At 71.1% G+C, this 13,538-nt stretch carries 13 protein-coding genes; 7 read left to right on the top strand and 6 right to left on the bottom strand.

The annotated features are described in order from the left end of the window. Positions 1-83 precede the first annotated feature (83 nt). Positions 84-671, bottom strand: a complete 588-nt coding sequence (locus ACY34K_RS31840) for a TetR/AcrR family transcriptional regulator (protein ID WP_462753366.1) — start codon at positions 669-671, stop codon at positions 84-86. A 114-nt stretch (positions 672-785) separates the two neighbouring features. Here ACY34K_RS31840 and ACY34K_RS31835 point away from each other — a divergent pair, with 114 nt between their 5' ends. Beyond that, positions 786-2,267 carry an FAD-dependent oxidoreductase gene (locus ACY34K_RS31835; protein ID WP_462753364.1) on the top strand — a complete coding sequence of 494 codons (1,482 nt, stop codon included), beginning with the start codon at positions 786-788 and terminating at the stop codon, positions 2,265-2,267. Between the two features lie 7 nt (positions 2,268-2,274). Here ACY34K_RS31835 and ACY34K_RS31830 read toward each other — a convergent pair whose 3' ends face one another. Further along, positions 2,275-2,982: an AAA family ATPase gene (locus ACY34K_RS31830; RefSeq protein WP_462753362.1), complete on the bottom strand. Its 708-nt coding sequence runs from the start codon at positions 2,980-2,982 to the stop codon at positions 2,275-2,277. A gap of 12 nt (positions 2,983-2,994) precedes the next feature. Beyond that, positions 2,995-3,474 carry a hypothetical protein gene (locus ACY34K_RS31825; protein ID WP_462753360.1) on the bottom strand — a complete coding sequence of 160 codons (480 nt, stop codon included), beginning with the start codon at positions 3,472-3,474 and terminating at the stop codon, positions 2,995-2,997. Positions 3,475-3,563: 89 nt separating this feature from the next. Between ACY34K_RS31825 and ACY34K_RS31820 the strand changes: the two genes are divergently transcribed. Further along, the gene (locus ACY34K_RS31820) at positions 3,564-3,914 is read left to right on the top strand and encodes a YnfA family protein (protein ID WP_462753358.1); all 351 of its coding nucleotides are present in this window, start codon (positions 3,564-3,566) and stop codon (positions 3,912-3,914) included. A 64-nt stretch (positions 3,915-3,978) separates the two neighbouring features. Further along, the gene (locus ACY34K_RS31815; protein ID WP_462753356.1) at positions 3,979-4,728 is read left to right on the top strand and encodes an SDR family NAD(P)-dependent oxidoreductase; all 750 of its coding nucleotides are present in this window, start codon (positions 3,979-3,981) and stop codon (positions 4,726-4,728) included. A gap of 92 nt (positions 4,729-4,820) precedes the next feature. On the opposite strand, the gene ACY34K_RS31810 is transcribed toward ACY34K_RS31815, so the two are convergent. Then, the gene (locus ACY34K_RS31810; RefSeq protein ID WP_462753354.1) at positions 4,821-6,014 is read right to left on the bottom strand and encodes an RtcB family protein; all 1,194 of its coding nucleotides are present in this window, start codon (positions 6,012-6,014) and stop codon (positions 4,821-4,823) included. A gap of 221 nt (positions 6,015-6,235) precedes the next feature. Here ACY34K_RS31810 and ACY34K_RS31805 point away from each other — a divergent pair, with 221 nt between their 5' ends. From ACY34K_RS31805 to ACY34K_RS31795, 3 genes are all read left to right on the top strand, one after another. Beyond that, on the top strand, positions 6,236-7,054 hold the full coding sequence (locus ACY34K_RS31805; protein ID WP_462753352.1) for a DUF3558 domain-containing protein: 819 nt from the start codon (positions 6,236-6,238) through the stop codon (positions 7,052-7,054). 155 nt (positions 7,055-7,209) lie between these two features. Beyond that, positions 7,210-7,953 carry a DUF3558 domain-containing protein gene (locus tag ACY34K_RS31800; protein ID WP_462753350.1) on the top strand — a complete coding sequence of 248 codons (744 nt, stop codon included), beginning with the start codon at positions 7,210-7,212 and terminating at the stop codon, positions 7,951-7,953. Positions 7,954-8,074: 121 nt separating this feature from the next. Next, on the top strand, positions 8,075-9,394 hold the full coding sequence (locus ACY34K_RS31795; protein WP_462753348.1) for a DUF2637 domain-containing protein: 1,320 nt from the start codon (positions 8,075-8,077) through the stop codon (positions 9,392-9,394). A gap of 104 nt (positions 9,395-9,498) precedes the next feature. Here the strand turns inward: ACY34K_RS31795 and ACY34K_RS31790 are convergent, their stop codons facing one another. Both ACY34K_RS31790 and lysS read right to left on the bottom strand, forming a co-directional pair. Continuing rightward, the gene (locus ACY34K_RS31790; protein WP_462753346.1) at positions 9,499-9,708 is read right to left on the bottom strand and encodes a hypothetical protein; all 210 of its coding nucleotides are present in this window, start codon (positions 9,706-9,708) and stop codon (positions 9,499-9,501) included. Positions 9,709-9,839: 131 nt separating this feature from the next. Next, complete coding sequence (lysS, locus tag ACY34K_RS31785; protein WP_462753344.1) at positions 9,840-11,579, bottom strand: lysine--tRNA ligase; 1,740 nt, start codon at positions 11,577-11,579, stop codon at positions 9,840-9,842. Positions 11,580-11,761: 182 nt separating this feature from the next. On the opposite strand from lysS, the gene argS reads away from it, so the two are divergent. Beyond that, the gene (argS, locus tag ACY34K_RS31780) at positions 11,762-13,513 is read left to right on the top strand and encodes an arginine--tRNA ligase (RefSeq protein WP_462753342.1); all 1,752 of its coding nucleotides are present in this window, start codon (positions 11,762-11,764) and stop codon (positions 13,511-13,513) included. The last annotated feature ends 25 nt before the right edge of the window (positions 13,514-13,538 follow it).

Below are 13,538 nucleotides of genomic sequence, written 5' to 3'. Positions count from 1 at the left end.
CGCGTCACCGCGTCACGGCCTCACCGCGTCACCGCGTCACGGCCTCACCGCGTCATCGCGTCATGCCTCACCGCGTCATCGCGTCACGGCGCCTCGGCGGTCATGTACCGCTGGACGGTGGGAGCGAGCCAGGCCACCACCTCCTCGCGGGTCATCTCCACCGCGGGCGGGAGTCGCAGTACATACCGGGCCAGCGCCATGCCGAGGATCTGCGAGGCGACCAGGGCGGCCCGGCGGGGCGCGTCGGCGGGACTGGGGCAGACCTGGGCCACGAACGGGCCGATCTGGGCTTCGAACACGGCACGCATACGCTCGGCGCCGGCCGCGTTGGTGACGCCGACCCGGAGGAGAGCGGTCATCACCTCGTCCCCCTCCCAGCGGTCGAGGAAGTGGGAGACGAGGACGGCCCCGATGTGTGTGGCGGGAAGCGCGCCGATCGGCGGGAGGCGCACGTCGATCTCGGAAGCGGCGGCGAAGAGCCCCTCTTTGTTGCCGTAGTACCGCATCACCATCGAGGGGTCGATGCCCGCGTCGCGGGCGATGGCCCGGATGGTCGCACGCTCGTAGCCGTCCGCGGCGAACCTCTCCCGGGCGGCCTCCAGGATCGCGGCTCGGGTGGCGTCCGAACGGCGCGGCGCGCTCGCGGCCTCGGGAGTGGCTTCCGTCTTCATGCCAACAACTGTAGGCCAACAGGTGTTGACACGCCAGAGGCACCGCCCCTACATTTGCCAACAAGCGTTGACCAACGAGCGTTGGCACTTGGACGCGGGAGCCTGGAGGCAGCCATGAACGGCACGTCCGGCACGGAGATCGATGTCATCGTCGTGGGCGCGGGGCCCACGGGAATGCTGCTCGCCGGCGATCTGGCCGCCGCGGGCCTGAAGGTCACGGTCGTGGAGCGCCGCGCGCCCGGAGCCGGCAATCTGACCCGTGCCTTCGCGGTCCACGCCCGCACGCTGGAGCTGCTCGACGCCCGCGGACTGGCGGACGAGCTGGTGAAGACGGGCACGCCGATCACACGACTGCGGCTGTTCAGCCGCCTGTCCCTGGATCTGGCCCGGCTGCGCAGCCGCTTCCCGTTCCTCCTGATCACCCCGCAGTACGAGGTGGAGCACCTGCTGGAGCGGCGCGCCCTGGCCGCAGGAGCCGACTTCCGGCACGGCCTGGAGCTGCGGGGAGTGCGCCAGGACGCGGAGGGAGTGACGGTCGAACTCGCGGGCACCGCGGCCGGAGGCGCCGGGGACGGAGCGGGGGGCGGCACGCACGCCGGCCGGGAGCCGGTGACACTGCGGGCCCGCTATCTGGTCGGCGCGGACGGACACCGCAGCGCCGTCCGTGAGCACCTGGGGCTGCCGTTCCCGGGCAGCGCCGTGATCCGCTCGATCGTGCTGGCCGACGTCCGCCTGGCCGAGGAGCCGGAGCACCTCCTCACGGTCAACGGGACGGGGGACGCGTTCGCGTTCATCGCGCCCTTCGGCGACGGCTGGTACCGGGTCATGGGCTGGCACCGCGACCGGCAGGTCCCCGACAGCGAACCGGTCGACCTCGACGAGATCCGTGGGATCGCCCGGCTCGCCTTCGGCTCGGACTTCGGGATGCACGACCCCCGGTGGATCTCGCGGTTCCACAGCGACGAGCGCCAGGTCCCCACGTACCGGTCGGGTCGGGTCTTCCTCGCCGGGGACGCCGCCCATGTGCACTCCCCGGCCGGGGGTCAGGGCATGAACACGGGTCTGCAGGACGCGGCGAACCTGTCCTGGAAGCTCGCCACCGTGCTGCGTGGCGACGCCCCCGACGCCGAGGCCCTGCTCGACAGCTACCACTTCGAGCGGCATCCCGTCGGCACCACGGTGCTGCGCAGCAGCGGAGCGATCCTCCGGCTCGCCATGGCACACACCCCTCTGCAGCGGGCGACCCGGGCCGTGGCGACAGGGCTCCTGCGCACGGTCCGCCCCGCGTCCGCCAAGGCGCTGGCCATGGTCAGCGGTATCGGCATCGCATACGGCGCCGGGCGCGGTGCCCACCGCCTGACCGGCCGGCGCGCCCCCGACCTGGCCCTCGCGCAGGGCCGTCTCTACGAGCTGCTGCGCGCGGGAGAGTTCGTGCTCGTCTCCCCGCGGGGAAGCGGCTCGGACCTGCCGGGGGACCTTCCGGCCGACCTCCCCGCCCCGCCCACCCGGGTCATCCGGGCGACCTGGGCGAACGGCGACCGTCACGACACGCTGCTGATCCGTCCCGACGGGTACGTGGCCTGGGCGAGGGGTTGACGGGCTCTCAGTCGAGGATGTGCCGCAGATAGCTCCGAGGATCGGCGAGATAGCGGCGCCAGTGGTCGACCAGGGCCAGGTCGCGCCAGGCCACCCGGCGCATGCCGTGCTCGCCGACCTCGACGATGTCCGCCCCGGGCAGCGCGGTCAGCAGCGGTGAGTGGGTGGCGCAGACGACCTGGCCACCCTTCTTCACCAACTGGTCGAGATGGCCGAGCAGCTCCAGACAGGAGGCGAACGACAGCGCCGCCTCGGGCTCGTCCATCACATAGAGCCCGGCATGGAGGAACTTCCCGCGGAACGCCGCGAGAAAGCCCTCGCCATGACTGACCGTGTCGGGTGCGAACCTCTCCCGCTCGAGTGCGTCCAGCGCGGTCTCGGCCCGCAGGAAGAACCCCTTACGGGCGGACCAGTCGCCGAGCATGCGCCGGCCGCGCGGCGCCGCGTCGAAGCGGATGCGCTCCCCCAGGACGGACTTGGGGCGGTGGCTGGCATAGCGCCAGTCGTGCGAACCGCCCCAGGAGTCCAGGCCGAAGCCCTCCGCCAGGGCCTCCACCAGGGTGGACTTGCCGGAGCCGTTCTCACCGACGAGGAAGGTCACGGGCGCGGTGAAGTGCAGGCCGTCCTCGACGAGCCCGCGCACACAGGGCACCGACCAGGGCCACTGGCCCTCGTCATAGGAGGCCACATGGGCGTACGCACGTTCGACTATCACGCACCGAGTCTCTCAGAAGACGTACGGATCGCCGGTCGACAGAACGAGCACGTGATGGTTGTTGTCGGCCGGATTCCGGTCGGTGGCGCCGCCGTTCCACACCGTCGAGACGTCCACCGTCATCTCCTGGGGCGCCCCGGCCGGCCACAGCACCAGCCGCGTCTCGCGCCACGCCCCGTCGGCCGGCAGCGCGCCGGTCGAGCAGAGCAGCTCGCGGTCGGCGGCCCACACACAGTCCGCGGGCAGGTCGGGCCCGGCCAGGACCGGCTGCGAGAACTTCAGCCGCACGGTCGCGTCGTGCAGTCCGGACGGACCGCGGTTCTGGCTCAGCACCACCACGTCGAGCCGGCCCGCCCACAGGGAGAAATGCCCGTGGTGCGCCACATCGGCCTCGGGGCCGACCGCCCCGGCACCACCGCCCGTCCCCACGACCATCACCATCGTCGCCATGGCGACGGACACCACCAACGCGGCCTTGCGCATCGCAGACATGCCCAGAAGATACCGATTCATCCCCCCACCCTCCGGCACACCCGCACCGGCGCGCCCCCGCCGGTGTTCCGCGTGACACCCTGAGCCCCATGCTCGTCGCCCGCTCCGCCCTGCTCTTCCTGCTCGCCGCCCTCTGCGAGATCGGCGGCGCCTGGCTGGTCTGGCAGGGCGTGCGGGGCGGTGACCGAGGAGAAGGGCGCGGCTGGATCTGGATCGGCGCCGGGGTCCTCGCCCTCGGCGCGTACGGCTTCGTCGCGACCCTCCAGCCGGAGGGCGACTTCGGCCGCATCCTCGCGGCGTACGGCGGAGTGTTCGTGGCGGGCTCGATCGCCTGGGGCATGGTCGCCGACGGGTACCGGCCGGACCGCTTCGACGTCACGGGAGCACTGATCTGCCTGGCCGGCATGGCCGTGATCATGTATGCCCCGCGCGGCCGCTGACCGCGGCCCCCGCCTATCCTGACGGCGTATCGACCGTTCGATCACCCGCGCGAGGAGTACCGCCATGACCGTCGCCGTCGTCACCGGAGCGAGCAGCGGTATCGGCGCCGCCACGGCCCGGCAGCTCGCCGAGGCCGGCCACCACGTCGTCCTCACCGCGCGCCGCAAGGACCGCATCGAGGCCCTCGCCGCCGAGCTCACCGCGGCCGGCCACCGGGCCACCGCACACGCGCTGGACGTCACCGACCGGCCCGCCGTGGAGGCGTTCGCGGCGCAGCTCGACCGCTGCGACGTGCTCGTCAACAACGCGGGCGGCGCCCTCGGCGCGGACCCCGTCGCCACCGGCGACCCGGCCGACTGGCGGCAGATGTACGAGGTGAACGTCATCGGCACGCTCAACCTCACCCAGGCACTGCTGCCCGCCCTGACCGCGAGCGGCGCCGGCACGGTCGTCGTCGTCACCTCCACCGCCGGCCACGCCACCTACGAGGGCGGCGCGGGCTACGTCGCCGCCAAGAACGGCGCCCGCGTCCTCGCCGAGACGCTCCGCCTGGAGATCGTCGGCACCCCGGTCCGCGTCATCGAGATCGCCCCCGGCATGGTCATGACCGAGGAGTTCGCCACCACCCGCTTCCGCGGCGACACCGAGAAGGCCGCGAAGGTCTACGCGGGCGTGGCCGAACCGCTCACCGCCGACGACGTCGCCGAGACCATCACCTGGGCGGTGTCCCGCCCCGCGCACGTCAACATCGACCTCCTGGTGGTCCGCCCCCGGGCCCAGGCCTCCAACACCAAGGTGCACCGCGAGCTCTGACCGGCGCGGTCACGGCCCCCCGGAAAGGGCAGGGCCCCGGCGCCAACCCGCCGAGGCCCTGCCCTCTCCCCCGTGACCCGACACGGTCCGTGTCAGCCCTTCACGCACACCAGCTGCTTGAGCTTGGCCACCACCTCGACCAGGTCGCGCTGCTGGTCGATGACCTTCTCGATCGGCTTGTAGGCACCCGGGATCTCGTCCACGACGCCGGAGTCCTTACGGCACTCCACACCCCGCGTCTGCTCCTCCAGGTCCCGCGTCGAGAAACGCTTCTTCGCGGCGCTCCGGCTCATCTTCCGGCCCGCGCCGTGCGAGGCGGAGTTGAAGGACGCCTCGTTGCCGAGGCCCTTCACGATGTACGAGCCGGTGCCCATCGAGCCGGGGATGATCCCGAAGTCGCCGGAGCCCGCCCGGATCGCGCCCTTGCGCGTGACGAGCAGGTCCATGCCCTCGTACCGCTCCTCCGCCACATAGTTGTGGTGACAGGAGATGACCGGTTCGAAAGTGACCTTGGCCTTCTTGAACTCCTTGCGGACCACGTCCTTGAAGAGGGCCATCATGATCGCCCGGTTGTACTTCGCGTACTCCTGCGCCCAGAAGAGATCGTGCCGATAGGCCGCCATCTCCGGGGTCTCCGCAGTGAAGACGGCCAGGTCGCGATCTACCAGTCCCTGGTTGTGCGGCAGCTTCCTGGCCTCCCCGATGTGGTGCTCGGCGAGCTCCTTACCGATGTTCCGGGAACCGGAGTGCAGCATCAGCCAGACCGAGCCTGTCTCGTCCAGACAGAATTCGATGAAATGGTTGCCCGACCCGAGCGTTCCCATCTGCTTCGTCGCACGCTCCCGCCGGAACTTGACCGATTCCGCCACCCCGTCGAACCGTGCCCACAGGTCGTCCCAGCCGGTCGCCGAGAAGCCGTACAGCCCGGCCGGGTCGACCATCTCGCCGTGCATGCCGCGCCCCACCGGGATGGCCTGCTCGATCCGCGTGCGGAGGCGGGACAGGTCACCCGGCAGGTCGTTCGCCGTGAGGGACGTCTTGACCGCCGACATACCGCAGCCGATGTCGACCCCGACGGCCGCCGGGCAGACCGCCCCGTGCATCGCGATCACCGAGCCGACCGTCGCGCCCTTGCCGTAGTGGACGTCGGGCATCACGGCCAGGCCCTTGATCCACGGCAGGGTGGCGACGTTCCGCAGCTGCTGCATCGCGCCGTCCTCCACCGTGGCGGGGTCCGTCCACATCCGGATCGGGACCTTGGCGCCCGGCACCTCTACATACGACATATTTTCTCAATTCCCCCGAAAAGCCTGATAACGCAAAAACCGTCACTAGGGCCATGTAAGGGACAACGGACCGGCATCGACGGCAGCGCGTGCGATACACATTGTGTCCGTGGGCCGGTGACGAGCGGCAACCCGTTTTCGGGCGGGAACCGGCCCGGCGCACCCGGTGACCGGCTCACCGGTGCGAGCGGAGTGAACCTCAGGGAAAGGAGCCCGGGACCATGGGACGAAGGGCGTACGCACCCGGTCTTGCCACGCTCCTCGCGGCGCTCACCGCCGGTGTCGCCGGCCTCACCGGCTGCAGCGCCGGCTCCGGCTCCGGCGATTCCGCCACCGACGCCAAGGCCGGCGGCCCGGCCGACTCCGCGGCACCCCCCGGGAAGTACCGCACGCTCTACGAGCCCTGCGGCTCGGTCGAGCGCTCCACGCTCCGCGATCTGCTGCCCGGCGTCACTCTCCTCCCCGACGACCAGGCGCAGCCCGTGCTGCGCGGCACCGCGGCCGTCACCTATGACACCGACCGCCGCGCCGGCTGCAGCTGGAAGGCCGACGGCCCCGACGCCTCCCACCAGCTCACCCTCGACTTCGAGCGTGTCGTCTCCTACGACACCACCGTCAGCGACGACGACCGTGCCCAGCAGGTCTACGCGGGCAAGGAGGCCGCGGCGGGCCTGCCGACCGCCGGCCCGGCCGCGACCGCCGACGGCAAGGGCGCGCCGGCCGGTACGGCCGGCGCCACCACGCCGCCCGCCACGCCGCCCGGCTCACCCACCGCCGGTGCCACCGCCCCCGCCGAGGGCCTGGAACCGCGCGTGCTGTCGGGTCTCGGCGACGCGGCGTTCCTGGACGACGTCCTCACCCGCAACGGTTCGACCGCCCAGCACCGGACCGTGAGCGTGGTGTTCCGCACATCCAACGTGATCGTCACCGTCCGGTACGGCGAGCAGCCGGCCCGGATCACCGAGGTGCCCGACAGCAAGGAACTGCAGGAAAAGGCGCAGGGCCTGGCCCGGAAGCTGGCCGAGAAGTTCGACGAGTAGCCCCGCCCGCGGCCTGCCCCGGACCCCACCGGAGGGCGCCCCCGGGGAGAGGTGGCGGCCCTCGCCCGCGTACCGTGTCGGGCTACCGTGGCCGGGCCGGACCGTACGACAAGCGACTCACAGCGATACCAGCGACTCAAGCGACTGAAGGAACCATGCAGCGATCAGCCCCGCGACTCACCCGCATACTCGCCTGCGCAGCCGTACCGGTGATGCTCGTCGCCGCAGGCTGCTCGTCGGACTCCGACAGCGGCAACGGCAGCGGCGGTGACGGGAAGAAGGAGTCGTCCTCCTCGTCGGCCGCCGCCACGCCCGGCGCGGCCAAGGAGTCGGCGAAGACCGTCGAGCCCGCGAAGTACGCGAAGATCCCGCAGCCGTGCAAGGCGATCACCGCCAAGACGGTCGAGGAACTCGTGCCGGAGGTGAAGACGAAGGCCGGCACGCCGGGCAAGTCCAGCGACGCGGCCAACCGCGGCAGCTGCTCGTGGAACGGTCTGGAGGACAAGGGCGTCAAGGGCTCGCAGTACCGCTGGCTCGACGTCTCGATCCTGCGGTACGACTCCGACCCGACGCTCGGCAGCGGTGAGAAGCGCGCGCAGGACAACTACGCCAAGGAAGTCGCCAAGGTGAAGGCGACCCAGGGCGCGACCAGCGTCAACGACTCGGACGCGCCGGGCGTGGGCGACGAGGCGACCGCCATCAGCTACGCCCTGAAGAAGACCGACGAGGACTTCAAGTACGCCGCGCTCGTCACGCGCACGGAGAACGTGGTCATCACCGTCTCCTACAACGGCGCCGGTTACGCGGGAGCCAAGACCCCGACCCCGTCCGACCTGATGGAGGACGCGGTGAAGGCCACGAAGGAGGCGGTCGCAGCCGTCGCCGCCGCCAACAAGTAGGCCGGCAAGCAGGACTCGGCACACACGCTTTACGGAGCCTGTCCCTCCCCCGAGGGCCGGGCTCCGTACACGTGTGCCTAGGCTGTGCCCGCCAGAGCTCGACAACGGAGGGGGATCGCGGGTGGCCGCGATGCAGTTGACACGTACGCACCGCATACTCATCGGCGTCGTCGTCACGGGTGCCGTGATCATCGCCGGCATCGGTTTCGCCGGGTCGTACGCCGCGGTGCGCGAACTCGCCGAGAAGAAGGGCTTCGGCGAGTTCTCCCTGGTCTTCCCGATCGGCATCGACGCCGGTATCTGTGTGCTGCTGGCACTCGACCTGCTGCTGACCTGGCTGCGCATCCCCTTCCCGCTGCTGCGGCAGACGGCGTGGCTGCTGACCGCCGCGACCATCGCGTTCAACGGCGCGGCGTCCTGGCCCGACCCCCTCGGCGTCGGTATGCACGCCGTGATCCCGGTCCTCTTCGTGGTCGCGGTGGAGGCCGCCCGGCACGCCATCGGCCGGATCGCCGACATCACGGCCGACAAGCACATGGAGGGCGTCCGCCTGACCCGCTGGCTGCTCTCCCCCATCCCCACCTTCCGGCTCTGGCGCCGGATGAAGCTGTGGGAGCTGCGCAGTTATGAGCAGGTCATCAAGCTGGAGCAGGACCGGCTGATCTACCAGGCGCGGCTGCAGGCCCGGTTCGGCCGGGCGTGGCGGCGCAAGGCCCCGGTCGAGGCGCTGATGCCGCTGCGACTGGCGAAGTACGGCGTCCCCCTCGCCGAGACGGCCCCGGCGGGCCTGGCCGCGGCGGGTGTCGAGCCGGTACTGCTGCCGCCGAGCCCGGTGCAGCTGGAGAAGGCGGCGGCGGGGCTTGGCCAGGCCTCGGTGCAGGAGCGGCAGGCCCAGCAGGCCCTGCCTTCGCAGCCCCAGCAGGCGCAGCAGCTCCCGCAGGCCCAGCAGCTCCCGCAGCCTCAGCGGGAGGAGGCCCAGCCGCACCCCGAGCAGTCGCAGGCCGACGGGCAGCTCCCGGCCGGGCAGCCCCAGCCGGAGCAGCAGGGCCCGGGTTCGCCGCAGCGCCCGGCCAACCACGAGAGCCCCTGGTTCGCCGCGCCGCAGTTGCCCCAGGACGCCTATGAGGGCGCGTACGCCCCGACGTACGTCGAGGGCCTGGAGCCCACGCCGGTGCGGGTCCCGGCGGGCCCCGGCGCGGAGGACACCGCCCAGCAGGAGTTCGCCGACCCGGACGCCGCAGAGTTCAGCCGCCTGACGTACCCGGCGTTCAAGCAGTACGTCGACGAGAACAACGACTGGCCGAGCGTCGAGGTCCTCGACATACACCTCGCCGACGCCCACGGCATCCGGCACCCGCTCAGTGCCGTCCTGCTGCGCCGGCTGCTGCCCGATTTCAAGAACCGCTACCAGGCGGAGCTCGCGGCCGAGCACATCGCGTAACCCGGCCCGTCCCCTGCCGGACGTCCGGCCCCCACCGGAGCGCCCCGGCCCCGCCACCCGGCCCCTGCCCGAGACGGGCGCCACCTGCCCGAGCCGGGCGCCGGTCAGCCGGCCGCCCGCTTGCGCGCCTTCGCCGTCTCCCCGTACACGGCGACAGCGGCGCCGACGACCGCGATCACGGCGTATCCCGCGGTCGGGATCTCCCACCACTTCTGGAGCAGGCCCCAGGGCTTGTCCCCGAAGACCCTGCCCGCGACCCCGAGCGCGCCCTGGACGCCGACGACCCAACCGATGACTGCGACGATTTCCTTCATGGGTCCACGGTCCCGCGGGCGTCCAACCGGATCGTCCTGCGGCAGGCCGAACTCCGGGTCATCCGAACGATGCAGAAACGGGCGGAGGGCCCTCACCCGCAAGTGAGAGCCCTCCGACGGTGATCCGGCGATCAGGCGGCGAGCAGCTTGCGCACCCGGTCGGCGCCGACCGCCAGCAGCAGCGTGGGCAGCCGGGGGCCGGTGTCCCGGCCGACCAGCAGCTGGTAGAGCAGCGCGAAGAACGTGCGCTGCGCGACCTTCAGCTCGGGCGTCGGCTTTGCCTCCGGGTCGAGCCCGGCCATGATCTTCGGCACGCCGTAGACGAGGGTGGTGAGGCCGTCCAGCGACCAGTGGCTGTCCAGGCCCTCCAGCAGCAGGCGCAGCGACTCGCGCCCCTTGTCGTCCAGCGAGCCGAGCAGCTCGCCGTCGGGCTCGGAGCGGACGATGGTGCGCTGCTCGGCCGGGACCTGGGTGGAGATCCAGTTCTCGGCGCGGTCCAGCCGCGGCCGGACCTCGTCGAGCGAGGTCAGCGGGTCGGACGGGTCCAGCTCGCTGAGGATGCGCAGGGTCTGCTCGTCGTGTCCGGCGGTGATGTCGACGACCGAGGCGAGCGTCCGGTACGGCAGCGGGCGCGGCGTGCGCGGCAGCTCGCCGGCGGCCGTCCGCACGGCCCGGGAGTGGGCGGCGGCGTCGGCCGGCAGGACGCTGCCGTCGGCGACCTTGGACTCCAGCTTGTCCCACTCGTCGTAGAGCCGCTGGATCTCCTGGTCGAAGGCGATCTTGAAGGACTGGTTGGGCCTGCGGCGCGCGTACAGCCAGCGCAGCAGCGGCGCCTCCATGATCTTCAGCGCGTCGGCCGGGGTCGGGACGCCGCCCTTGGAGGACGACATCTTGGCCATGCCGGAGATGCCGACGAAGGCGTACATCGGGCCGATCGGCTGGACGCCGTCGAAGACCTCGCGCACGATCTGCCCGCCGACGACGAACGACGAGCCGGGCGAGGAGTGGTCGACACCGCTCGGCTCGAAGATCACGCCTTCGTACGCCCAGCGCATCGGCCAGTCGACCTTCCAGACCAGCTTGCCGCGGTTGAACTCGCTGAGCCTGACGGTCTCGGAGAAGCCGCAGACGCAGCTGTACGCCAGCTCGGTGGTGTCGTCGTCGTACGCCGTCACGGTGGTCAGGTCACGGTCGCACCGGCCGCAGTACGGCTTGTACGGGAAGTACCCCGCGGAGCCGCCGGAACCGTCGTCCTCGCCGGCCGCGCCGGAGCCTTCCGCGGCCTCCAGCTCCGCCTCGTCGACCGGCTTCTGCTGCTTCTTGGGCTTACCGGTCGCCTTGTCCTTGGTGCGGTACCGGTCGAGGATCGCGTCGATCGCGGCACGGTTCTTCATGGCGTGCAGGATCTGCTCGCGGTACGCGCCGGAGGTGTACTGCTCGGTCTGGCTGATGCCGTCGTACTCGACGCCCAGCTCGCCGAGCGACTCGGTCATCGCGGCCTTGAAGTGCTCCGCCCAGTTCGGGTGCGCCGAGCCGGCCGGGGCGGGGACGGAGGTCAGCGGCTTGCCGATGTGCTCGGCCCAGGACTCGTCCACGCCGGGGACCCCGGCCGGCACCTTGCGGTACCGGTCGTAGTCGTCCCAGGAGATCAGGTGGCGCACTTCGTGTCCCCGCCGGCGGATCTCGTCCGCGACCAGGTGGGGGGTCATGACCTCACGAAGATTGCCCAGGTGGATGGGGCCGGACGGCGACAGGCCGGAGGCGACCACGACCGGTTTCCCAGGCGCACGTCGCTCCGACTCGGCGATGACCTCGTCCGCGAAACGGGAGACCCAGTCGGTCTCGGTGCTGCTCTGAGCCACGGTCGGCACGTCCTTGATTCCTCGGGGTTCTCGAAGGGCTGGCGTAAGTCATTCTCCCAGACGAAAGAACTCCGTCCGAGGTTGTCCACAGGCCACGCCCCGTCGCGACAAAGAGCTTGCGTACCCATGGGACACTTGACAACCGGAATAAGCATCCACCGGCTCACCACCACGACAGGAACGGAAGCTCAATGGCCTCGGTCCCTACCCTCGCTTCGACCGTGCAGCAGCGCCTCGCGGACGCCCTCTCGGCAGCACTGCCGGAGGCCGGCTCCGCCGACCCCATGCTGCGACGAAGCGACCGGGCCGACTTCCAGGCCAACGGCATCCTGGCGCTCGCGAAGAAGCTGAAGGGCAACCCGCGCGAGCTGGCGACGCAGGTCGTCGAGCAGGCGCGGGGGGACATCTTCAAGGAGATCGAGGTCTCGGGCCCCGGCTTCCTCAACATCACCGTCGCCGACCGGGCCATCATCGAGACGCTGGCCGCCCGGGTCGCCGACGCCCGGCTCGGTGTGCCGCTGAAGGAGAAGCCGGGCGTCACGGTCATCGACTACGCCCAGCCGAACGTGGCGAAGGAGATGCACGTCGGTCATCTCCGCTCCGCGGTGATCGGCGACGCGCTGCGCGGCATGCTCGACTTCACCGGTGAGAAGACGATCGGCCGGCATCACATCGGCGACTGGGGCACCCAGTTCGGCATGCTCATCCAGCACCTGATCGAGAACCCCGGCGAGCTGGCCCCGGCGGCCGAGGTCGACGGCGAGCAGGCGATGAGCAACCTGAACCGGGTGTACAAGGCGTCGCGCGCGCGCTTCGACTCCGACGAGGAGTTCAAGGAGCGGGCGCGCAAGAGGGTCGTCGCCCTCCAGTCCGGCGACAAGGAGACCCTGGAGCTGTGGCAGCAGTTCGTGGACGAGTCGAAGGTGTACTTCTACTCCGTCTTCGAGAAGCTCGACATGGAGATCCGGGACGACGAGATCGTCGGCGAGTCGGCGTACAACGACATGATGCCGGAGACCGCGCGGCTCCTGGAGGAGTCCGGTGTCGCCGTGCGCTCCGAGGGCGCGCTCGTGGTCTTCTTCGACGAGATCCGCGGCAAGGACGACCAGCCGGTGCCGCTGATCGTGCAGAAGGCGGACGGCGGCTTCGGCTATGCGGCGTCCGACCTCTCGGCGATCCGCAACCGGGTCGTCGAGCTGGGTGCGACGTCGCTGCTGTACGTCGTGGACGTCCGCCAGTCGCTGCACTTCAAGATGGTCTTCGAGACGGCCCGCCGGGCGGGCTGGCTGAGCGACGGGGTCACCGCGCACAACATGGGCTACGGCACGGTGCTGGGCGCGGACGGCAAGCCGTTCAAGACGCGCGAGGGCGAGACCGTGCGGCTCGAGGACCTGCTCGACGAGGCGGTGCAGCGCGCCGCCGAGGTCGTGCGGGACAAGGCGAAGGACCTCACCGAGGACGAGATCCAGGAGCGGGCCGCCCAGGTCGGCATCGGTGCCGTGAAGTACGCGGACCTGTCGACGTCGCCGAACCGGGACTACAAGTTCGACCTGGACCAGATGGTGTCGCTGAACGGCGACACTTCGGTCTACCTGCAGTACGCGTACGCCCGTATCCAGTCGATCGTGCGCAAGGCCGGCGAGGCGAGGCCGGCCGCGCACCCGGAGCTGGCACTCGCGCCGACGGAGCGCGCGCTGGGCCTGCACCTGGACGCGTTCGGTGACACGGTCTTCGAGGCGGCGGCGGAGTACGCGCCGCACAAGGTGGCCGCGTACCTGTACCAGCTGGCGTCGCAGTTCACGGCGTTCTACGCGGAGTGCCCGGTGCTGAAGGCGGACACCCCGGAGCAGGTCGAGAACCGGCTCTTCCTGTGCGAGCTGACGGCCCGCACCCTCCACCAGGGCATGGCCCTGCTCGGCATCCGGACGCCCGAGCGTCTCTGAGGCGGCGGTCGACCCGGCGGGGGTG

This window comes from Streptomyces sp. STAM6 (assembly GCF_054963715.1).
Note: the sequence above shows the minus strand (reverse complement) of the source record. Positions and strands in the feature narration are given on the sequence as shown.